Source organism: Burkholderia sp. AU19243 (genome assembly GCF_018148075.1).
Classification (GTDB): Bacteria; Pseudomonadota; Gammaproteobacteria; order Burkholderiales; family Burkholderiaceae; genus Burkholderia; species Burkholderia latens_A.
Genome location: NZ_JAGSTV010000015.1, coordinates 76,593 through 98,120, shown reverse-complemented (window position 1 = coordinate 98,120; position 21,528 = coordinate 76,593). Strand labels below are relative to the sequence as shown.

Below are 21,528 nucleotides of genomic sequence, written 5' to 3'. Positions count from 1 at the left end.
CGCGCTCAGGCGGCGCCGCGCACGTCGAACTCGACCTTCCAGCGCTCGTCCGTGCCGCTCGGGATTGCCTCGAGTTCGAGCGTGCCGGCTTCGGTCACGCGCGCGTGCAGCTTCACCGGCACGACCTCGCCGACCGAACGGCCTTCGGCAGGCAGCGTCGCCTGGATTGCGTCGAGTTCCTGCAGCTCTTCCGGCGACCAGTAGTCGAGCAGCGTGCCGACCTGGTCCTGACGCCGCACCGACGATCCGAAGAAGCGGAACTGCACCGGTTCGCCGACGACGAGGCCGAACTCCTGCGGCGGCAGCGCCGCGTCGGTGCCTTCCTCCATCCCGAACGGCGCGACGCACAGCGCCTGCACCGGCGGCTCGAGCCCAGGCACTGCCGGCATCGCCGACTCGATCGCGACGTAGTACGCGCGCGCCGTGCCGCCGCGAATGCGCACGCCGCGACCGCGCTTCACGTAACCGTAATAGGCCGCGCCGCGTGCCACCGCCAAATCGAGGTCCGCGCCTTCGAGCAGGCGTGCGGCCGGCGCGCCTTCGGCGGTAAGCCAGCTGTTGAGCGTATCGAGCACGCGCTGCGTGAGCAGCGTCGACTTGAACACGCCGCCGTTGAACAACACCGCGGTCGGATGCAGGAACGTCGCGCCTTGCGGCAGCGTGCGCTGCACGCCTTCGAGCGTGTCGAGCGCCGCGACCTGGCGGCCGAGGAACGCCGCGAGATGGCGCGTAATGCCCGCGTCCTGCGCATACGGCAGGCCCAGCTGCGTCAGGCCGACGCGCGCGCGGCTGACCGGGCGCGCGGCCGCATCGACTTGCGGGAAGAAGCCTTCGAGGATCGTCTGCGTGAGTTCGGCGCGCGTCAGTTCGGTGCGGATCGAGCCGCCGATCAGCTTCGAGCCGCGGCTCGGCACGACGAGCGGCACCGCGTCGATCGCCGGGTCCGACAGCAGCGTTTCCTTCGCGGAACGGCACGCGTAGGTCAGCGCGCGCAGTTGCCACGGATCGGCCTGCGTGCCCTGCTGCGCGAGCTTGCGGGCGACGACGTGCGCGAGCGCGAGGTCCATGTTGTCGCCGCCGAGCAGAATGTGCTCGCCGACCGCGACGCGATGCAGCTCCAGATTGCCGTCACGCTCGACCACCGCGATCAGCGACAGGTCGGTCGTGCCGCCGCCGACGTCCACGCACAGGATCAGGTCGCCCACCTGCACCTGCTTGCGCCAGCCGCCTTCGCTCTTCTGGATCCAGCTGTAGAGCGCCGCCTGCGGCTCCTCGAGCAGCGTCATCCGCGAATAGCCGGCGGCACGCGCGGCTTCCGCCGTCAACTCGCGCGCGGCCGGGTCGAACGACGCGGGGATCGTGACCGTCACGTCCTGGTCGGCGAACGGCGCATCGGGATGCGCGTGGTCCCACGCTTCGCGCAGGTGCGTGAGATAGCGGATCGAGCTTTCCAGCGGCGACACGCGGGACACTTCGGGCGGCGCATCGCTCGGCAGGATCGCCGCGCGGCGGTCGACGCCCGGGTGACACAGCCAGCTCTTCGCGCTCGACACGAGGCGGATCGGCGTGCCTGCGCCGCGCGTGCGCGCCATCTCGCCGACCGCGAAACCGCGCGAGGCCGTCCACGGCAGCGTCAGGTCGCCCTGCGTGAGCTCGCTTTCATGCGGAAGGTAGAGGAACGACGGCAGCAGGTCGCGCGACTCCAGCGCGCCAGGCGCGGTCAGTTGCGGGATCGGGAGCACCTGCTGCGCGATCTTTTCGCCGTCGCTCGCGCCGCCGTCGACGTACGACAGCGCGCAGTGGGTCGTCCCGAGGTCGATACCGATCGAATAGCGCGGATCGCTCACAGTTCCACCTCCGCCGGCGCGATCACCGATGCGTCGTGGCTGCCCGTCAGCTTCGGCAGGCGCACGTCGGCCACGCGCCAGCCGCGGTGGCTGACGGTGCCCGTGAACGGCGCGGAACCGACCACGTTGCCGGTCACGCGCACGGCTGTCGCGTCGAAGCCGGCCGGCAGCGTCACGCGCGCGCCTTCCGCTTCGTCGCGCACCGGCACGATCGTGAAGTGCTCGCGCAGCGCGGCGCGGCAGCCGTCGTGCACGAGACGCGCGGCGGCGCCGATGTCGGCATCCGCGTAGCCGGCGATGTCCTCCTCGACGAAGTCGATGAAGCGCGCATCGCGCTGCAGCAGGCCGAGCAGCTGCAGCGCCGCTTGCGGGCTCGCTTCGCGCAGTTCCGGCGCCGGAGCCTTCACGGGCGCGGCGGCGGCGGCCGGCGCTGCGGCGGGAGCCGGGGCTGCCGGAGCCGGCGCGACCGCCGGGACGCCGTCGCGCACGCGCAGCACTTCGGCCGCGAACTCGCGGTTGCCGAGCACGGAGAAAAACGTGCCGACGGCCAGCGACAGCCGGCCGAAGAAGGACAGGTTGGATTCGGGCATGGGGTCTGGACTCCTGTGGGCTCGCGACATGGCGAGCAGCTTGCCTGGGCGCCCGGCGACGACGTGCGGTTGCGCATCGCCGTGCCCGGCGCATGATTCGGACGCACCCGTGCGGGTGCGGAAAACCCGTATTTTGCCCTGTGGCGGGCGAACCGGGCAGAAGTTGGGGGACAGAACGCGATCGCGCGCGAGTTTTGCGCCGTACCGGGTGCGGGCGGAATGACGTCGGACTGCCGGCTGTCGGTGGGGCCTCGATATTGTGCGGCGCGTCAGCGCGACTTGCGGCGGCGTGCGGCTTTCGTTTCGAAATCCCGCGACAACATCCCGAGCTTGACCTCGCCGAAGCGGGCGAGCAGCACCGCTTCGGCCTCTTTCAGCGTGGCGGACAGATGCGCGTTGACGGCCTGTTCGATCAGGCAGTCGGGCGCGTCCTGGGTCACCAGATCGGAAAACACCGGCGGCTCGCCGACCGCACGATAAACGTCGAGCAGCGTGATGTCGTCGAGTGCGACGCGGAGCGCCCAGCCGCCGCCGTGGCCCTTTTCCGACTGCACGTAGCCGCAGTCGCGCAGCCCGCCGAGCAAGCGCCGCACGACGACCGGACTTGTGCACAGCATCGCCGCGATCGCCTCCGACGTCAGCGGGCCGTCGGCCTGGTCCATGTGGATCAGCGCATGCAGGATGCGCGACAAACGGCTATCGGTTCTCACGGGCTCGCTCACTCTCGAAACTTCTGAAGTTGCATGAATGATACCATCGACCTATCATGTAACTTCTCGTGTTTCATGAGTTGGTGCGCCATCGGAGCACGCTCTCGCTTGAACGAGTCATGAAAGGAGTGAACGGATGCAGAGCCATCATGAAGTGATCGTGATCGGCGGCAGCTTTGCCGGGCTGTCCGCCGCGATGCAACTGGCGCGTGCACGACGACGCGTGCTCGTGATCGACGCGGGTCGGCCGCGTAACCGCTTCGCCGGACATGCGCACGGTTTTTTCGGGCAGGACGGCAAGCCGCCGGCGCAGATCGTCGCCGGCGCCGCCGCGCAACTCGCGGCCTATCCGACCGTACAGCGGATCGCCGGCGAAGCGCACACCGCCGCGCGCGATGCGGCCGGCCGCTTTCACGTGACGCTGGCGGACGGCAGCCGCGCGAGCGCCGAGCGCCTGATCCTCGCGACCGGCATCCGCGACCAATTGCCCGCGCTGCCGGGACTCGCGGAACGCTGGGGGATCAGCGTGCTGCACTGTCCGTATTGCCATGGCTACGAGGTCGCGGGCCGGCAACTCGGCGTGCTCGCCACGCATCCGCTTTCCGTGCATCAGGCAATCCTGATTCCGGACTGGGGGCCGACGACGTGGTTCACGCAACGCATGGTCGAAGCAAACGAAGCAGAAGCCGCATTGCTCGCCGCACGCGGCGTGCGCATCGAGCACTCGCCCGTCGTCGAAATCCTTGGCGAAGCACCGCGAATCGACGCGCTGCGGCTCGCGGACGGCAAGATGGTGCCGATCGATGCGCTGTTCGTCGGCGCACGCACCGAGATGGCCAGCGATCTCGCGCAACAGCTCGGCTGCGCGTTCGACGAAGGGCCGCTGGGTGCGGCGATCCGCGTCGACATGTGGAAGCAGACGAGCGTGCCCGGCGTGTTCGCGGCCGGCGACGCGTCGAGCCTGATGACCAATGCGACGTTCGCGTCGGCCTCGGGTGTCGCGGCCGGGGTGGGTGCGCATCGGTCGTTGATTTTCGGGCTCGATGCGTGAAGTGAACGACTTCGCACGCGAGGTAACGCGGCGTCGTCTTCGTTTCGCCGCGCGATCGGATGCGGTACGGGCGACGCGCGAGGAGCGCTCATTCTCCCGAGCCTGAAGCGCGTTCGCCGACGTCGATTCTCGCGGATGCTTGGCTGCGCGGCCGCATGGATGGATTCGATGCTCGATGTGATGTCTAATTAATGCCTGCCCACGCCGTCATTCATGGACACGAAATGCTCGATCTCGACGACCTTCGACTCGTGCGCGCGATCGGCGCGTCGCGATCACTGGCATCCGCCGCGCGCCTGCTCGATCTCACGCCGCCCGCGGTCACGGTCCGCCTGCAGCGGATGGAGTCCCGGCTCGGCGTGAGGCTCGCCGTACGGCAGCCGAAAGGCATCGAATTGACCGACGAAGGGCAGCGGCTCCATCAGGAGGCCATCGACATTCTCGAGCGCGTGGACGCACTGCCGGGCAGCATCGCGGGCGATCACGGCGACGTGCAGGGCACGCTGCGCGTCGTCGCGCCGTTCGGCTTCGGACGCAAGTACGTCGCGCGGATCGTGCGCGACGTGCAGCGCGCGCATCGCAAGCTCGACATCTCGCTGCATCTGTCCGAGAGCCCGCTGACCAGCGCGTCCGGTGCCGACGTCGTGATTCACGTCGGCAGCCTGAAATCGTCGTCGTGGATCGGCTATCCGCTTGCGCCGAACGAGCGCTTCCTGTGCGCGAGCCCCGGTTACGCGCGTCGCATCACTGCACTGAACCACCCTTCCGACCTCGCCCGCTACGACTGCCTGTGCCTGCGCGAGAACGACGAGGACATTCCGCGCTGGCGCTTCTCGCAAAGGGCCGATGGCAAAGGCGAATCCCGGCGCTCGGCGGTGATCCGCGTAACGGGCGCGCTGTCGTCGAACGACGGCACCGTCATCACCGACTGGGCGCTGGCCGGGCTCGGCATCGTCGAACGGTCCGAATGGGACGTCGCGCCGCTGCTCGCGAGCGGCAAGCTGGTCAGGCTGCTACCCGACTGGCATCTGCCTCCCGCGCCGGTGACCGCGCTGCTGCCGTCGCGCACCGGCCGCTCCGCGCGGCAACGCATTTTCGTCGACGCCGCAAAGCAGTTTCTCGATCCGCCGCCGTGGCGCGGGAAGGCGTGACGCGCAGCCGCTCATTAACGCTTGCTTAATGGATCATTTGCTGCGCGTTAAACCCGTGACGCATCAACCGTCCTACGATGCTTGCATCGGCCACTCTCGAGGCAACGCACCATGGGCGTCCCAACCGTCAATACCCCCGCCGCACTGATCGACATCGAACGCATGCGTGACAACATTGCGCGCATGCAGACACGTCTGGACGCGCTCGGCGTCCGATTCCGGCCGCACGTGAAGACGACGAAGTGCCAGCACGTCGTCGACGCGCAGATCGCGGCCGGCGCGCGGGGCATCACGGTATCCACGCTGAAGGAAGCAGAGCAGTTCTTCGCGGGCGGCGTGCGCGACATTGTCTATGCGGTCGGGATGATTCCCGCGAAGCTCGGCCAGGCGCTCGCGCTGCGCCGGCAGGGCTGCGATCTGAAGATCGTCGCGGACAGCGTACCGGCCGCCCGAGCGATTGCCGAATTCGGGCGCGAGCACGGCGAACGTTTCGAGGTCTGGATCGAGGTCGACGTCGACGGGCACCGGTCGGGCATTCCGCCCGACGACGATCGGCTGATCGACGTCGGCCGCGCGCTGGTTGACGGCGGCATGACGCTCGGCGGCGTGTTGGCGCACGCCGGCTCCAGCTACGACTACGACACCCGCGACGCGCTCGTCGCGATCGCGGAACAGGAGCGCAGCCGGACCGTACGCGCCGCCGAGCGCCTCAGGGCCGCCGGCTTGCCGTGCCCGGTCGTGAGCATCGGATCGACGCCGACCGCGCTGTCCGCCGAGCATCTCGCCGGCGCAACCGAAGTCCGCGCGGGCGTGTACGTGCTGTTCGACCTCGTGATGCACAACGTCGGCGTGTGCGCGCTGTCCGATATCGCGCTATCGGTGCTGACCACCGTCATCGGACATCAGGAAGAGAAAGGCTGGGCGATCGTCGATGCGGGCTGGATGGCGATGAGCCGCGATCGCGGCACGCAGCGGCAGGCGCGCGATTTCGGCTACGGGCAGGTGTGCACCGAGGACGGCGACGTGCTCGGCGACTACGTGATCAGCGCGGCCAATCAGGAACACGGAATCGTGTCGCGCGCCGGCACGATCGATGCGGATATCGCAAAGCGGTTTCCGATCGGCACCCGCCTGCGAATCCTGCCGAACCACGCATGCGCGACCGGCGCGCAGCATCCGGAATACCACGCGCTGAGCGGCGACGGCGCCATACAGACGTGGCCGCGCTTCTACGGCTGGTAATCGGAAGGCGTGCTGAAACGGTGGTGTGGCGTGATCGTCCGTTTCATCGGACGACATCGATCGCGCCATCGTCGTTCAACAATCGGTGACCGTTTGCCCGTATCTGGACAACCCATAAAATCCGCACATCGTTCCACACTCGACAGGCTCCCGACCATGCCGACAGACGCCCAACTCCTCCTTCTCGATCGCGATGCGGTCGAACCGGCTCTGCAAGCCGAGCCGGTGATGGCGGCGGTCCGCGAAGCGTTCGTGCTGCACAGTCGGCGCGCCGGGCGCGTGTTTCCGGTCGTGCGCGAGAAGCTGCATACCGGCGGGGTATTCGGCATCAAAGCCGGTGACGTCGCGAGCCAGGATCTGCTCGGTTTCAAGGCCGCGGGGTTCTGGCCAGGCAATCGCCGCCGCGGCGGCGAGCCGCATCAGGCGACGATCGCGCTATTCGATCCGGCCAGCGGCCGCCCGCTCTGCATCATGGACGGCAATGCGATCACCACCGCGCGAACGGGTGCGGCGGGCGGCCTCGGGCTCCAGGCGCTCGCGCGGCGCGACAGTTCACGAATCTGCGTATTCGGCACCGGCGTGCAGGCGCACGTCCAGCTCGACTACGCGATACGGCTGCTGCCGCAACGGTGCACGGTGCAGTACGTGAACGTCGGCGGCGAGCCGGATCCGGTATTCGAAGCGGCATTCCGCGGACGCTGCGACATTCGCGTCGCGCGAAGCCGGAACGATGCTGTGGCCGACAGCGACGTCGTGATTACCGCGACGCCGGGCGGCGGCCCGTTGTTCGACGCCGATGCTGTCCGGCCGGGCACGCATCTGACCTGCGTGGGCGCGGACACTGCGGGCAAGCGCGAACTGCCCGAAGGTGTTTTGGCGCGCGCGCGGATTTTCGTCGACGATCACGAGCAGGCGCGCACCATCGGCGAGTGCCAGTGGGCGCCCGATCTGCCGCGCACCGAAATCGGCGACGTACTCGCCGGCACCGTGTCGATCGTTCGCTCCGCGAACGAGATCACCGTCTTCGACATGACGGGGCTTGCGCTGCAGGACCTGACCGTCGCGCGTCTCCTGTACCGGCAGGCTGTCGACAACGGCGCGGGCCGTTCGATCCCGTGGGCGTGGTGAACGGCAACTGCGTGATATCTTCCGTCACCATGCCGCTTGCCAAAGTTTCCGCCATCTCGTTCGACCTCGACGACACACTGTGGCCGTTCGGCGCGGCCGTCGTTCGTGCCGAGGCGTCGCTGCACGCGTGGCTGCTCGCGCGCGCGCCGAATATCGCGAATGTGCTGCCGACGCCGCACGCGTTAAGCCGATTGCGCGACGAATACGAACGTTCGCGGCCCGATCTCGTCGGCGACTATCGCGCGCTGCGCATCGGATCGATCCGGCTCGCGCTGGCGCGCGCAAACGAAGACGTCGAACTGACCGACCACGCATACGATGCGTTCTATGCGGCGCGGAATCAGGTCGAGTTCTTCGACGATGCACTGCCGGCGCTCGCGTGGTTGAGCGCAAGGTTTCCGCTGATCGCGGTGACGAACGGCAATGCGGATCTTCGCTTGACCGGCGGCGCCGAGTTCTTCCGCGAAACGATCAGCGCGCGCGCGTTCGGATTTGCAAAACCCGAGCCGGAGATTTTTCATGCGGCTGCCACGACGCTCGGGGTGCGGGCGGCGGAACTGCTGCACGTCGGCGACGATTTTCATCTCGACGTCGTCGGCGCGTTGAAGGCGGGGCTTCAGGCCGCGTGGGTCGTACGCGACGAACACCCGGAAACGGAGCACGCTGCGCATCGCGCCCCATCCCCGCATCTGACCGTTCGCGACTTGTCGGTCCTGTGCCACGCGCTGGGCGGCCCGGCCGCCGTGCAGTAGCCCCGCACGGCGCGCCATCGCGACAGCGCGCCATCGCGCCCGCTCGCGGCCGTCGGCGCGCTCCACGGCCACTCACGCGGCCTTGCGCGCGTCCGCGATCCGTTGCGGCGCCTTCGGCCGCGCGTAAAGGCGCGCGAGGTACGCCCGCAACTGCGGGAACCCATCGAGCAGCTGACACTCGCTCGCCCAGTCGATCAGATACGCAGTCACGCAATCGGCGACCGTCAGCGTGTCGCCGACGATGAATTCACGCCCCTCGAGATGCCGGTCGAGAATTCCGGCCATTGCGTTGAAATCCTCGCGCGCGAGTTCGATATCGGCCGGCAGCCGCTTCTCCGGCGGGTAGAGGAACGTATGCCGCGTGATGCGCCACAGCGGCTGCTCGAGTTCCGTCACCGCGAACATCACCCAGCGGTAAGCGTGCGCACGCAGCGCCGGATCGGTCGGCAGCAGCGCCTTCTCCGGATACTTGTCCGCGAGGTACAGCACGATCGCGGCCGACTCCGGGATCACGAGATCGCCGTCCACCAGCACGGGCACCTTGCCGGCCGGATTGATTTGCAGGAATTCGGGCCGCTTGTGCTCGCCCGCCAGCAGATTGACGGACACGAATTCGAAATCCGCGTCCAGTTCCCTGAGCCCCCAGAGCGCGCGTTGCGAGCGCGTTCCGGCGAATCCGTATAGCTTCATCGCAATGTCTCCATCAAGATGTCGCGGAACACGCGGTGCGCAGGCGACTCCGGCCCGTTCGGCCGCTTCGGCCACGTCGGCCGCATGCGCAGCGCGCCCGCTGCCGATCACATGCCGGGCACGGCGAGCACCGGCATCACGTCGATCGCGTCGCCCGGGAACAGCGTGAAATGCGGATGACCTTCGAACAGCGCGGCCGCCGCGTCATGCGATGCGGCGCGCACGACGGTGAAGCCGCTCATCGCATTGGCGGTATCCGCGACACCGCCCTTGCCGATCGTCTTGGTCTTGCCGAGCGGACCGCCGAGTTCGACGATCGCATCGCGATGCCGGTCGACCCACGCATGCCACGCGGCGATTCCGTCCCGCTCGCGCGCGCGCCGTTCGTCCTCCGGCAGCGCCATCCACGCCTTCATGCCGGGACTTTCCTTGCTGCCGAGGAATACCGCGAGATACAACTGCTGTTGGGCACTCATGCTTCCTCCGTCCGGTGACGGGAGCGGCGGGCTGCCGCTCCTCGCCCTTGACACGATAGGTTGATATCAACACAATTGCAACATGGCACGCAAAGAAAAGCTTCCGTTCGAGACGACGCTGATGGTGCGCGATTGCTGCCTGTGCCTGCACATGCAGCGCGCGGCCCGCAATCTCGCGCGCATCTTCGACGATGTGCTGCGTCCGCTGGATCTCACCAACGGCCAGTTTTCGCTGTTGATGTCGCTGAACCGGCCGCAGCCGGCCGCGATGAAGTCGGTCGCGTCGCTGCTCGCGATGGACCGCACGACGCTCACCGCCGCGCTGAAACCGCTCGAGCGGCGCGGGCTCGTCACCATCACGCAGGATCCGGACGACAAGCGCAGCCGCCTGCTCGAACTCACGCCGGCCGGCCATCGGCTGCTCGCCGACGCGTTTCCGCTGTGGCAGCAGACGCACGCCGAGATCGAACGGCCGTTCGCCGACGGCGAGGTCGACGTGTTGCGCGACCAGTTGCGGGCGCTGTCGGAGGATCCGGCCACGCGCGGCTGACACCGCGCGGCCCCGCGCGCTACTTCCGGCCCTTCTTCGGCATCAGCAGTTGCGCGAATTCCTGCAGGAAGCGCACCGGCCCATGCGCATGCAGCGCCTGTCCGCTGCTCAGTGCGCCGTCGATGACGGTCGCGAGCCGCAGCGCGTAAGTTTCAGGTGCGTCGATCCGCATCGCGCTCGCCAGCTCGGTCAGCCTGCGCCGCAATTCCTGCTTGTGCGCGACGGCGACCTTGCGGGCCGGATGATTACTATCCGCGTATTCGGCGGCGATGTTGATCTGCGGGCAGCCGCGATAGCCGGGGCGCTCGATGCGCTCGCCGATCCACTGCAGTTGCGCATCGAGTTCGTCGCGCGGCGAGCGGCGGTGCTGCGCGGCCACCGCGTCCCAGTGCGCCCAGAAATCGGCATCCTCGCGCAGCAGAAACGCTTCGATCAGGTCGTCCTTCGTTGCGAAATAGCGGTACAGGCTCGTCTTTGCGACGCCCGCCTGCGCGACGATCAGATCGACGCCGACCGCCCGCGTGCCTTCCCGATAGAACAGCTCGCTCGCCGTCTGCAGAATGCGCTCGCGCGTATCGGACGCGCTCCCGGTCGTGTCGTTTCCCTGTTTCATCCCAGCCCGGCCGCGATGGCCGCCCGTGCCGCCAATTAGTGCGCCCGATGATAGCACCCGGCGATTGACGACGATACAGGTCTGTACTATAAAACAAACCGGTCTGTATCGGAGTGGATCATGAACGATCGAATGACGGTTGCCGTGTATGGCGCCAGCGGGCACACCGGGCGGTTTGTCGTCGCGGAGCTGGAGCGGCGCGGCGTCGGCACGCTCCGCATCGGGCGCGACGCCGCACGGCTCGCGCAAAGCGGCAACCACGGGGCGCCGTGGCGCGTCGCTCCGATCGACGATGCGCATGCGCTCGCCGCCGCATTGCGCGGCGCGCACGCGGTGATCAACTGCGCGGGACCGTACCTCGACACCGCACTGCCGGTCGCGGATGCGGCGCTGCGGGCGGGCATTCCGTATTTCGACCTGACGGCCGAGCAACCGGCGGTCCAGGCGCTGACCGACAAGTGCGACAGCCGGGCGCGCGCCGCCGGCGTGACGCTCGTGCCGGCCGCCGCGTTCTACGGCGGGCTCGCCGATCTGCTCGTGACGGCGCTCGTGGATCCGGGCCGCCCGGTCGACCGCGTCGACGTCGCCACCGGCCTCGACAGCTGGCATCCGACGCGCGGCACGCGCGTGACCGGCGAACGCAATCACACGATCCGGCTGATCCAGCGCAACGGCAAGCCGACCGCGGTGCCGTCGACCGCCCGCACACGCACGTGGCCGTTCCCGCCGCCGTTCGGCAACGCCGACGTGACGCTGCTGCCATTCACCGAAGTGATGACGCTCGCGCGGCATCTGCGCATCGATACCATCGAATCGTGGCTCGCGACGCTCGCGCTGCGCGACGTGCGCGATGCCGGCACGCCGCCGCCGCAACCGGTCGACGCGCTCGGCCGTTCGGCGCAGCGCTTCGCGATGGACGCCATCGTCGTGCAGAACGGCGTCACGCATCGCGCGACCGCGTCGGGACGCGACATCTATGCGACCAGCGCGCCGATCATCGTCGAGGCGACGCTGCGCGTGCTGACCGGCAGGACGCTCGCGTCAGGCGGCGTGCGCAGCGTCGGCGAACTGTTCGACGCACGCGATTTTCTCGCGGCGCTCGACACGATCGATGTATCGTTCAGCAACACGAACAATCCGAATTTCCACTGGAGGGACGAGCATGAGCCGCAATAACACCGAAAAAGCCGCGTATTTCCGTTCGCTTCACCGGGCGGGCCAGCCGCTCGTGCTGTTCAACGTGTGGGACGCCGGCAGCGCGCGCACGGTGGCCGACGCAGGCGGTGTCGCGCTTGCGACCGGCAGCTGGTCGGTCGCGGCCGCGAACGGTTTCGTCGATGGGGAGCAGATGCCGAAAGCGCTCGTGATGGAAGTGCTCGCGAGGATCGCACAGGCGACGGACTTGCCCGTCACCGTCGATCTGGAAAGCGGGTACGGCGAGCGGCTGGAAGATGTCGCCGACACGATCGCGCGCAGCATCGACGCCGGCGCGATCGGCTGCAATCTCGAAGACAGCTTTCCCGCGACGGGCGAACTGCGCACCGTCGACGACGCGGCAGCGCGTCTCGCCGCGGCCCGGCAGGCGGCCGATCGCACGGGAAGCGGCTACTTCATCAACGCGCGCACCGACGTGTTCTTCACGGTCGCGGCCGATGCGCACGACGAACGGCTGCTCGACGACGCGCTGACGCGCGCACGCGCTTATGCGGCGGCAGGCGCCGACGGACTGTTCGTGCCGGGCCTTCGCTCGCCGGCGCTGATTCGCGCGCTCACCGCTGCGTCGCCGCTGCCGGTGAACATCATGCGCGTCGACGAAACGCCGACGCTCGCCGAACTCGCCGAATACGGCGTCGCCCGCATCAGCCACGGGCCATACCCGTACCTTCAGGCGATGAAGGCGCTTGCGGCGGTGGTGACGCAACGCGGCTGATCGCCCCCGACCAAGCCGGATCAAGCATGCAAAACGCGGGCACGATGCGTGATGCAACGTGCCCGCGCGACAGGGAACCGCGGATTCACACCGCTGTTTGCCAGGCCGCCCGGGGCAGCCGGTCGACGCCCATGCCGATCGGCTTTCCCCGCATCATTCGGCCAGCGCCGTCGCTCCGACCCGCTTCGGCACGCCGGTGACGATCGTCGCAACCGCGACGGCCAGCACCGCGGCCGCACCGAGGAACACGCCGCCCGCGCCGTTCGCGTCGAACACGACGCCGCCCGCCGCCGCACCCGTGGCAATCGCGAGCTGGATCGCCGCGACGATCAGCCCGCCCGCGCTCTCCGCCTCATCGGGCACGGTGCGCGTGACCCACGTCGACCACGCAACCGGCACGCCGCCGAACGCCATCCCCCACAACGCGACGAGCACCGCGTCGAACATCGGCGCGCGTCCAAGCGCGACGAGCGCGACGCCGAGCACGACCATCAACGCCGGCATCCCGATCAGCATCGGCCGCAGCCGGTGTTCGAGCACGCGGCCCGCGAGCGACGTGCCGACGAAGTTCGCGATTCCGTAGCCGAGCAGGATCGCCGACAACCCGTTCACGCCGACGCCCGCCACCTGTTCGAGGAACGGCCGCAGATACGTGAAGAATGCGAAATGTCCGGTGAACACGAGGATCGTCGCGAACATCCCGAGGCCGACGGTCGGCCGACGCAGCACGTCGACGAGCGTACGCAGCCGCGTGGTGCCGCTCGGCGGCATCGACGGCAGCGTGACGACCTGCGACAGGAATGCGACGCCGCCGAGTCCGGCGGCGATCAGGAACACGTTGCGCCAGCCGATCAGGTGACCGAAGTAGCTGCCCATCGGCGCGGATGCGATCGTCGCGACCGCGACGCCGCTGAAGATGATCGACAGCGCGCGCGGCACCAGCGCGGTCGGCACGAGCCGCATCGCGGTGGCGGTCGCCATCGTCCAGAAGCCGCCGAGCGCGATGCCGAGCACGACGCGGCCGATCAGCAGCATCGCCAGGTTCGGCGCAAACGCAACGGCGAGATTCGACGCGACGAGCAGCACCGAGAACGCGAGCAGCACGCGGCGGCGGTCGATCGTGCGCGTCAGCGCGGAAATCAGCAGGCTCGTGACGAGCGCGACCGTCGCGGTGGCCGTGACGGCCTGACCGGCAACGCCCTCGGTCACGCCGAGGCTGTCGGCCATCGGGGTGAGCAGGCTCGCGGGCAAGAATTCGGCGGTGACGAGACCGAACACGCCAAGCGTCATCGCGAAAACGGCGCCCCAGGCCGGCTCGCGGGGCGCCGCCGTGGTGGCGGCAGAAGAGATTCCGGGATTCATGCGTCGTTCCGTGTCGTATAGGGAAATTACTGATGTCGACGTATCGTAAGGAGCGGCGTCAGGACGGTCTATGACATACAATCCGTTATTGTTGATCGATCGTCCGAATCTCATATGTCCGAACCGCTGCTTCCTCCCGCGCCCGACGTGCACGATCTCGTCAGCGAACTGCTGCTGGGCATGCGCCTGAGCGGCGTCCAATACCGTCGGATCCACGTGCCGCGGCCGTTCGGGCTGAGCTTCGGTCATGCGCCGGGCCGTGCGCAGTTCCATTTCGTCGGGCGCGGCCCCGTGCTGCTGCGCGACTCGCACGGCACGACGGTGCGGCTCGAGGCCGGCGATGCGATCCTGCTGCCGCACGGCCGCAAGCATGCGCTGTTGTCCGATCCGGACGCCCCGTGCCGCGAGATCGGCGGGTTCGAGGCTGCGAAGATCTGCGATACGGTCGCGTCGGTCGGCGCCGCGTCGTGCGCGGCAGCGGAGCCCGCCGCCGGCGATGCGCTGATCTTCAGCGCGTGCATGGAGCTCGATCTCGGCGGCATGCAACCGCTCGTCGGCACAATGCCGGCGTTCATGCACGTCGGCACGCTGCTCGCGCGCTACCCGGAAATCCGGCCGATACTCGACGCGATGGAACGCGAATCGTGCTCGGAGCGCGCGGGTTTCGCAGGCATCCTCGCGCGGCTCGCGGACGTGGTCGCCGCGTTCATCGTGCGCGGCTGGGTCGAGTGCGGCTGCGGCGATGCGACCGGCTGGGTGCAGGCGCTGCGCGAACCGAAGCTCGGCCGCGCGATCGTCGCGCTGCATCGCGATCCGGGCCGCAACTGGAGTGTCGCCGAACTGGCCGCCGAAGCCGGCGTGTCGCGCTCGGTGTTCGCCGAACGTTTTCTCGCGGCCACCGGGATGACGCCGGTGCGCTACCTGACCGAGCTGAGAATGCGCCTCGCCGCACAGTGGATCGCGCGCGACCGCGAGACGATCGAGGCGGTCGCGTACCGGCTCGGCTACGGGTCGCTCGCCGCGTTCAGCCGCGCGTTCAAGCGCGTGGTCGGACGGCCGCCGGGCGCGGTGCGTGCGGAAGGCGACGCGCACGCCGACGCCCCCGCCGACGCATAAAGTCCGGCGCTTCGCGCGCAACGCGCAGCAACGCCAATGCCCGTCGCGTCACGCAGGCTTCGCGCGATACTTCACCAAGCGCGCAACAATCGCACTCAGCCGCTGCGCGCGTCCAGCTGGTCGATCAGCGCCGTCGCGCACTGCACGGCCAGCGCCGCGCACTGTTGCGCATCCACCGGCGCGCCGCTCGTTGCCGTGCCCTGTACGATCGCGCCCAGCAGTTCTTTCGACAGCGCTGCGATCTCGTGTTCCCGTTCCGTCATGTTCGTCTCCTGAGCGTCGGCCGGCTTCGGCCAGGCGCGTCTGCTCGTGCACGGCGCCCGCTCGCCGCGCCCGCCTTCAACGTTGCTTCGCCCTCACGACGATCTGCGCCTGCGCGTCGCGCTCGATGCGCTCGAGCGACGCACGCAGCGCGGTGAACTCGTCGGCCGTGCAGACCTGCCGGCCGAATTCGGCCGTCATCCGCCGCGTGACCTGCACGACGTGCGCGGCCGGATCGAACACGTAATGCGACGTGAAATCGATGAAGCGGTCGCGCACGGCGGTGTCGGCCGGCAGGTCTGTCACCGCGACGTCGGCCGGCAGCGCGATCTGCCCGGTCTCGTCGAACGTGCCGCCGACACACGTCCAGGGCTGCGTGCGCACCGGTTCGGCGAGCCAGCTTTCGACCTGCGTCGCGATCCCGCCGGTCACGCTCGACAGCGCGGGCACCGCAGTCGTGCCGTCCGGCCAGACGAAGTGATCGAGCGTGCCGGTGAACGTCACGTCGAACGGGCCGCCGGTCGCGCGGCGGTCGCTCGTCGCGATCTGCGTGCGGCCGCGCAACCCGCTTTGTCGCAGCCGTTCGTTCGCGAGCTGCCGCAGGCGCTCGGGCGGCGCCCGGCGAAACACGTTGCGCTCGAGCTCGGCCGTCCAGCCTTCGTCGTCGACGAGCGCGTGAAATCGCGCCGCGCCCGGTTGCGACGCATCGATGTCCACGCGGGCGGTGCGGCGCTTCGTCTGCGTGGCCGGAGTACGCGACAGCACGCCGCTATCGACCAGCAGCGCCGGCCGGTCCATCACGATCGGCGGCAGGTAGCCGAATGCGATGCCGGCTGTCGTGGTGTCCGCGTAGAGGCCGAGATCCGGCAGCCACGTGATCGCATGATTGATCGCGCCGCCGCCGTAACCGGGCACCGACGGCAGCGTGTACACCGCGCCGAGATTGATCAGCACCGGTTCGCTCCGGATGCCGACCGCCGCGAGCAGCGCGCCGAACAGCGCGACGTGGTCCTTGCAGTCGCCGTAGCGGTTGCGCAGGATGTCCGTCACGCGATGCGGCGCGGCGGCCGTCTCGCCGAGGAAGATCGCGACGTACCGCACGTTCGCCTGCACCCAGTCGTACAGGATGCGCGCCTTGTCGTGCGGATCGTCGGCGCCGGCGGTGAGCGCGCGCGCCAGCTGCACGACGGCCGGATCGTTCGCACCCGGATCCACGGCCGCGTCGCGGTAGCGCGCGGCGAACGCTGCATAGTCGGGCAGCGTGGACACGACGAGCCGGTCGCCGTAGGTCGGATAGCCGACCGAGCCGCTCTCGATCCGGTCGTACGGGCCATGCCGGTAGTCAAATTCGTAGCGCGTGCGGCCGTTCGCGGTGACGGGCGGCAGCGCGACGTAGCCGCGCGCATCCGCATGCAGCGGCAGGTCGGCCGGCACGTCGAAGATCAGCCTCTGGCTCTCCACCGGCTCGCGCGACGGTTCGACCGTATAGCCGAAATAACCGGCGTTGACGGGCTTCGTGCGCGACTTGCGGAACGCGATGCGCGTGCTCGACCCGGCTTCGACGCCGGGAAATACGACGGTGCGCAACAGCCCGTCCTGAAACGTCGGCGCGCCGGCCGAACGCGGCTCCTGGACGTCGCGGATGCCGTCCGGGCCGACCGGATGCGCGACGCCGTCGCGATCGATCGTCTCGGCCGCGATCAGCTCGACCTTTTCGAGGTTCTTGTCGAACCACACGTAGCGTTGCGCGATTGCGTCGATCCCGTTCGCATCGTTCGCACGCAGCGTCGAATCGTCTTGCTCGTCGAGCGAGCCGTCGTGCTGCAGCACGAACACATGCACATCGCTGACGATCGTGACCGGCGGCACGTCGTCGGCGGCGGCAGCAGCAAACGCCGGGCACGCGAGCGCGGCACAGGCGGCGGCGAGCGCGAGCGCAAATGCGCTGCGCGGCCGGATGCCGTTCGATGGAAATGGAAAGCGCACCACGTCGAAATTCTCCGCGCGGTCGGGTTCATGTCGGCACGCGACGGCGCGCGTTTACGGACGCCGCGCGCCGTCGTTCAGTCGAGTGTGGGCGACGCGCCCGCGACCGTCAAGGCGTCGCGTGCGGGCTTCTGCCGCCACGCTCGCAGGCAGACCGGAATGCGTCGCGCACCGTACACCCGGATTGCCGCACATTCACGATCTGTCGGCTGAACGACCGATTTTTATGTCACGTCGCGATACAAAATCCCCGGCAGGCGGGCAACGTAGTCCGGCCCCGGAATGGCGATGGCCGGGTTGCTGGAATGCGGGGCGCGCCGCGGACGTCGTCCATCGCTGGCCGGCTCGTGCGTCGTTGCGTGAGCGGCAATCGACTCGCCTGCCGCGCCGCATCCGCGCGAGCATGTATTTACCTGCTTGAACCGGCACCGTGCAGTCGCAATTCCCGTGGCAATGAGGATGGTCACGATTCGATGATCGCGTGAAAAACGCATGGTCCAGGCCAGGTCCGCGCGCTTGCCGCACGAGGTCCAGGCGACGGTTCCGCGCATGGCCCGCGTGCCGACGTCGTCGATGCAACGGGCGACGGCCACACGACGCCGTTCGCCGCCAACCGCGCCGGCGTGATCTTGTCGAGCGTCGCCGACGCCTCGCCAACGTTTGCGCGCACAGGAATCGCGTCGAAACACCGAACTGCAAGCGCGCGCATCGTCATCGCGCCGCATCGATCCACGCCGCGCAGCGCCGCTACCGTCATTTCACTCGCGCTTCTTCCGTCGAGCGTTCACCCCGATCGCGTCATTCGCATCGATCTCGCAGCGCACGTCGCCCGCGATGTGCGCGATGTCCGCGACATGCGTTTTTCCCCGCAATTCGACCTTTGTGTGCGCGCAACAATGGCGATGCCTCGCGGCCGGCGCCGTGCGGGGGCTGGTTTTCCACGACGCCGGCCGCGGTGCTTCTGGAAAACCACATCTCACGAGGACATACCATGCAACTCCAATCCCATCCGGCGTGCCGTCCGTTTTATGAAGCAGGAGAACTCTCACAACTGACCGCGTTCTATGAGGAAGGGCGCAATGTCATGTGGATGATGCTGAGATCCGAGCCGCGGCCGTGCTTCAACCAGCGGCTCGTCACGGACATCATCCATCTCGCGCGCGTCGCACGCGAGTCGGGTCTACGCTTCGACTTCTGGGTGACGGGCTCGCTCGTGCCCGAGCTGTTCAACGTCGGCGGCGACCTGAGCTTCTTCGTCGACGCGATCCGCAGCGGCCGGCGCGATCAGCTGATGGCCTACGCGCGCTCGTGCATCGACGGCGTGTACGAGATCTACACGGGCTTCGGCACCGGTGCGATCTCGATCGCAATGGTCGAGGGCAGCGCGCTGGGCGGCGGCTTCGAGGCCGCGCTCGCCCACCACTACGTACTCGCGCAGAAAGGCGTGAAGCTCGGCTTTCCCGAGATCGCGTTCAACCTGTTTCCGGGGATGGGCGGGTATTCGCTGGTCGCCCGCAAGGCGGACCGCGGGCTCGCGGAATCGCTGATCTCGAGCGGCGAAGCTCATGCGGCCGAGTGGTACGAGGATCGCGGGCTGATCGACCAGACCTTCGACGCGGGCGATGCTTACCTCGCCACACGCACCTTCATCGACGTGATGAAACCGAAGCTGAACGGCATCCGCGCGATGCTGCGCGCGCGCGAGCGCGTGTTCCAGCTCACGCGTTCGGAGCTGATGGACATCACCGAGGAATGGGTGCGCGCGGCGTTCACGATCGAGCCGAAGGACCTCGCGTACATGGAACGTCTGGTGATGCTGCAGAACCGGCGCGTGTCGAAGCTGCGCACGGTGTGACGTGATGACGGCGCCGCCGTCCAGCCGGCGGCGCACTCGGTCATCTGAGGACGCTCAGGCGATCAGCCTGAGCTTTCTCGTTTCCGCGAGCCACGCTTCGAACGCCTGGGCCGGCATCGGCCGCGCGAAGTAGAAGCCCTGTGCGTGGTCGACGTCGATCTGCTTCAGGAAGTCGGCTTCGGCGCGCGTTTCGACGCCTTCGGCGACCACCGAAAAACTCAGCGCCTTCGCGAGCGACACGACCGAGCGCACCAGCGCCTGCGAGCGCGGGTTGCGGTCGATGCCGGTGATGAAGCTGCGATCGAGCTTGATCGAATCGAGCGGCAACCGCGACAGTTGCGACAGCGACGAATAGCCGGTGCCGAAATCGTCGAGATGGATCTCTGCGCCGAGTTGGCGGAACTGCTTCATCAGCTCGTGCGCCGCTTCTTCGTCTTCGATGAAGCTGCTTTCGGTAAGCTCGATATCGACGAGGCTGGGCTTGAGCGCCGCGCCGTCGAGAATCGATGCGAACTGCAGCACGATGTTCGTGTCCTGCAACTGCCGTGCGGACACGTTCACGGCAATCCGTACGCCGAGCCCCTTCGCCTTCCACGCGGCGGCCTGCGCGGCCGCGGTGCGCATCACCCAGCGGCCGAGCGGCGCGATCAGCCCGGACTCCTCGGCGAAACGGATGAACTCGATCGGCGCGACCAGCCCGCGATCGGGCGACTGCCAGCGGATCAGCGCCTCGACGCTGTGCACGTCGCCGGTCGCAATGTCGACGACCGGCTGGTAGTGCAGCACGAACTGCTCTTCCTCGAGCGCCTTGCGCAGGTTCGTGTCGAGCCACATGTACTTCGCGACCTTCTGGTTCATCTCCATCGAGAACACGCGGTACGTATGCTTGCCTTCTTCCTTCGCGACGTACATCGCGGTATCGGCGCTGCGGATCAGCGTTTCGAGCGAATCGCCGTGCTGCGGATACATCGCGATGCCGATCGAGCAGCTCGTGTAGACCTCGACCAGCCCGAGATGAATCGGCGTGCGCATCCGCTCGAGGATGATCTGCGCGGTCGCCTCGAGCAGCGCGCGCGTGCCGTTCTCGAACAGCACCAGAAACTCGTCGCCGCCGAGCCGCGCGAGCGTCGCACCGGACGGCAGGCAGCCGCCGATGACCGCGGACACGTCCTGCAGCAGCCGGTCGCCGGTGATGTGGCCGTAGTGATCGTTGACGCGCTTGAAGTTGTCGAGATCGAGGAACAGGATCCCCACCTGGCCGCGCATGTCGGCGCGCTCCGCGCCCAGCGCGATGCGGATGCGCTCGCTGATCGCGTGACGGTTCGGCAAGCCGGTCAGCCCGTCGGTGTTCGCGAGCTCGGTGAGCCGCTGCTGCGCGTTGCGCTCCTCCGTGATGTCGATGCCCGAGCAGATCAGGAACTGCTCGTCGGCGCCGCTGCCGCTCTGCACGAACTTGTTGCGGAACTGAAACAGGCGCGGCCCGTTGACCGTGTTGATGTAGCGCTCGACCGCGAACGACTTGTTACTCGCGAAAAAGCCGGTGATGTTGCTGCGCGACTGTGCGCCCTGCTCGGGGCTCATGAACAGCTCGAACGCGCTGCGGCCGATCACGTCGACCTCGCGCTTGCCGGTCACTTCCTCGCACAGCCGGTTGAAGCGCTGCACCATCCCGTTGCGGTCGAGGATCACGACCAGCGAGTTCACCTCGGACACGACCTGCTCGGCGAACGCGAGCCCGTGCGCGAGGTCGCTCGCAACGGACGCCGTATCGGAATAAGCGGACGCCGTGCCGGCCCAGTTCGCGGTATCGACCTTCTTGCCGACCAGATGGAGGCTGACCGCATCGCCGAACAGCGCGAGCTCGAGCACCAGGTGGGACGTGACGCCGGTGAGCGCGCGAATCCGCGCGGCCTGCTCGCCGGTCAGCGCCACCGCGATATTGGTGAGGCCTCGAACGGCGGCCAGCTCGAGTGCATTGCTGTCGCTGCCGAGGCGCCAGCATGGGCTGCGCGTACCGAGATGCGCCTCCAGCACCGCGCTATCGTTTTCGTCGTCCATGGATTCGCCCCGATCCAGAAAAAACGCACAGTGTAGACGGAGGCGAGCTGGCCGCCGCCCTCCGGGGGTGCGACGCGCGCACCCGGAACGGCAACCGCGATGGCGTTGACAGCTGCCCTCGTTCCGTCCTTGTTCCCAGCCAATGCGACCCGGCGTATGC

Annotated in this window: 21 protein-coding genes; 10 read left to right on the top strand and 11 right to left on the bottom strand. The window is 68.2% G+C overall.

What is annotated here, in order from left to right; translation table 11 throughout:
* Positions 1 to 5: 5 nt before the first annotated feature.
* The 3 genes from KDW55_RS24225 to KDW55_RS24215 all read right to left on the bottom strand — a co-directional run bounded on the left by KDW55_RS24225 (position 6) and on the right by KDW55_RS24215 (position 3,147).
* Positions 6 to 1,847, bottom strand: a complete 1,842-nt coding sequence (locus KDW55_RS24225) for an Hsp70 family protein (RefSeq protein ID WP_209822209.1) — start codon at positions 1,845 to 1,847, stop codon at positions 6 to 8.
* Entirely contained in the window at positions 1,844 to 2,437 is a 594-nt protein-coding gene (locus KDW55_RS24220) for a DUF2760 domain-containing protein (RefSeq protein ID WP_059546245.1), read from the bottom strand. The genes KDW55_RS24225 and KDW55_RS24220 overlap by 4 nt, the downstream gene beginning before the upstream one ends.
* Before the next feature lie 269 nt (positions 2,438 to 2,706).
* The gene (locus tag KDW55_RS24215; RefSeq protein ID WP_040140942.1) at positions 2,707 to 3,147 is read right to left on the bottom strand and encodes an Rrf2 family transcriptional regulator; all 441 of its coding nucleotides are present in this window, start codon (positions 3,145 to 3,147) and stop codon (positions 2,707 to 2,709) included.
* Between the two features lie 136 nt (positions 3,148 to 3,283).
* Between KDW55_RS24215 and KDW55_RS24210 the strand changes: the two genes are divergently transcribed.
* The 5 genes from KDW55_RS24210 (at position 3,284) to KDW55_RS24190 (ending at position 8,471) form a co-directional block, all read left to right on the top strand.
* Positions 3,284 to 4,198 (top strand): NAD(P)/FAD-dependent oxidoreductase, encoded by a 915-nt coding sequence (locus tag KDW55_RS24210; RefSeq protein WP_212160530.1) that lies wholly within the window; start codon positions 3,284 to 3,286, stop codon positions 4,196 to 4,198.
* 224 nt (positions 4,199 to 4,422) lie between these two features.
* Positions 4,423 to 5,349, top strand: a complete 927-nt coding sequence (locus KDW55_RS24205; RefSeq protein WP_156432180.1) for a LysR family transcriptional regulator — start codon at positions 4,423 to 4,425, stop codon at positions 5,347 to 5,349.
* A gap of 111 nt (positions 5,350 to 5,460) precedes the next feature.
* A complete protein-coding gene (locus tag KDW55_RS24200; protein ID WP_040139168.1) occupies positions 5,461 to 6,591 on the top strand; it encodes a DSD1 family PLP-dependent enzyme in 1,131 nt (376 codons plus the stop codon).
* Between the two features lie 156 nt (positions 6,592 to 6,747).
* Positions 6,748 to 7,719 (top strand): ornithine cyclodeaminase family protein, encoded by a 972-nt coding sequence (locus tag KDW55_RS24195; protein ID WP_212198056.1) that lies wholly within the window; start codon positions 6,748 to 6,750, stop codon positions 7,717 to 7,719.
* A 29-nt stretch (positions 7,720 to 7,748) separates the two neighbouring features.
* Positions 7,749 to 8,471 (top strand): HAD-IA family hydrolase, encoded by a 723-nt coding sequence (locus KDW55_RS24190; RefSeq protein WP_212160532.1) that lies wholly within the window; start codon positions 7,749 to 7,751, stop codon positions 8,469 to 8,471.
* A 72-nt stretch (positions 8,472 to 8,543) separates the two neighbouring features.
* Here KDW55_RS24190 and KDW55_RS24185 read toward each other — a convergent pair whose 3' ends face one another.
* Together KDW55_RS24185 and KDW55_RS24180 are read right to left on the bottom strand one after the other, a co-directional pair.
* Positions 8,544 to 9,161, bottom strand: a complete 618-nt coding sequence (locus tag KDW55_RS24185) for a glutathione S-transferase family protein (protein ID WP_059546242.1) — start codon at positions 9,159 to 9,161, stop codon at positions 8,544 to 8,546.
* Between the two features lie 107 nt (positions 9,162 to 9,268).
* A complete protein-coding gene (locus KDW55_RS24180) occupies positions 9,269 to 9,637 on the bottom strand; it encodes a YciI family protein (RefSeq protein ID WP_040139166.1) in 369 nt (122 codons plus the stop codon).
* Between the two features lie 82 nt (positions 9,638 to 9,719).
* Here KDW55_RS24180 and KDW55_RS24175 point away from each other — a divergent pair, with 82 nt between their 5' ends.
* On the top strand, positions 9,720 to 10,187 hold the full coding sequence (locus KDW55_RS24175; protein ID WP_040139165.1) for a MarR family transcriptional regulator: 468 nt from the start codon (positions 9,720 to 9,722) through the stop codon (positions 10,185 to 10,187).
* A 19-nt stretch (positions 10,188 to 10,206) separates the two neighbouring features.
* Here the strand turns inward: KDW55_RS24175 and KDW55_RS24170 are convergent, their stop codons facing one another.
* Positions 10,207 to 10,800 carry a TetR/AcrR family transcriptional regulator gene (locus KDW55_RS24170; protein WP_212160534.1) on the bottom strand — a complete coding sequence of 198 codons (594 nt, stop codon included), beginning with the start codon at positions 10,798 to 10,800 and terminating at the stop codon, positions 10,207 to 10,209.
* Between the two features lie 120 nt (positions 10,801 to 10,920).
* Between KDW55_RS24170 and KDW55_RS24165 the strand changes: the two genes are divergently transcribed.
* Both KDW55_RS24165 and KDW55_RS24160 read left to right on the top strand, forming a co-directional pair.
* The gene (locus KDW55_RS24165) at positions 10,921 to 11,976 is read left to right on the top strand and encodes a saccharopine dehydrogenase NADP-binding domain-containing protein (protein ID WP_212160535.1); all 1,056 of its coding nucleotides are present in this window, start codon (positions 10,921 to 10,923) and stop codon (positions 11,974 to 11,976) included.
* Entirely contained in the window at positions 11,963 to 12,730 is a 768-nt protein-coding gene (locus tag KDW55_RS24160; protein WP_212198055.1) for an isocitrate lyase/phosphoenolpyruvate mutase family protein, read from the top strand. Before KDW55_RS24165 ends, KDW55_RS24160 begins: the two co-directional genes overlap by 14 nt.
* A gap of 153 nt (positions 12,731 to 12,883) precedes the next feature.
* Here KDW55_RS24160 and KDW55_RS24155 read toward each other — a convergent pair whose 3' ends face one another.
* A complete protein-coding gene (locus KDW55_RS24155) occupies positions 12,884 to 14,092 on the bottom strand; it encodes an MFS transporter (RefSeq protein ID WP_059546236.1) in 1,209 nt (402 codons plus the stop codon).
* A 114-nt stretch (positions 14,093 to 14,206) separates the two neighbouring features.
* Between KDW55_RS24155 and KDW55_RS24150 the strand changes: the two genes are divergently transcribed.
* Positions 14,207 to 15,208, top strand: coding sequence for an AraC family transcriptional regulator (locus KDW55_RS24150; protein ID WP_212198054.1), 1,002 nt, complete (start codon positions 14,207 to 14,209; stop codon positions 15,206 to 15,208).
* Positions 15,209 to 15,303: 95 nt separating this feature from the next.
* On the opposite strand, the gene KDW55_RS24145 is transcribed toward KDW55_RS24150, so the two are convergent.
* The 3 genes from KDW55_RS24145 to KDW55_RS24135 form a co-directional block, all read right to left on the bottom strand.
* Complete coding sequence (locus KDW55_RS24145) at positions 15,304 to 15,471, bottom strand: hypothetical protein (RefSeq protein ID WP_197416260.1); 168 nt, start codon at positions 15,469 to 15,471, stop codon at positions 15,304 to 15,306.
* A gap of 76 nt (positions 15,472 to 15,547) precedes the next feature.
* Positions 15,548 to 17,458: a DUF3857 and transglutaminase domain-containing protein gene (locus KDW55_RS24140; RefSeq protein WP_212198053.1), complete on the bottom strand. Its 1,911-nt coding sequence runs from the start codon at positions 17,456 to 17,458 to the stop codon at positions 15,548 to 15,550.
* Between the two features lie 221 nt (positions 17,459 to 17,679).
* Positions 17,680 to 18,180, bottom strand: coding sequence for a hypothetical protein (locus tag KDW55_RS24135; RefSeq protein ID WP_212160539.1), 501 nt, complete (start codon positions 18,178 to 18,180; stop codon positions 17,680 to 17,682).
* 266 nt (positions 18,181 to 18,446) lie between these two features.
* Here KDW55_RS24135 and KDW55_RS24130 point away from each other — a divergent pair, with 266 nt between their 5' ends.
* The gene (locus KDW55_RS24130; protein WP_212160540.1) at positions 18,447 to 19,310 is read left to right on the top strand and encodes a crotonase/enoyl-CoA hydratase family protein; all 864 of its coding nucleotides are present in this window, start codon (positions 18,447 to 18,449) and stop codon (positions 19,308 to 19,310) included.
* 54 nt (positions 19,311 to 19,364) lie between these two features.
* On the opposite strand, the gene pdeR is transcribed toward KDW55_RS24130, so the two are convergent.
* A complete protein-coding gene (pdeR, locus tag KDW55_RS24125) occupies positions 19,365 to 21,368 on the bottom strand; it encodes a cyclic di-GMP phosphodiesterase (RefSeq protein WP_212160543.1) in 2,004 nt (667 codons plus the stop codon).
* Positions 21,369 to 21,528: the final 160 nt, after the last annotated feature.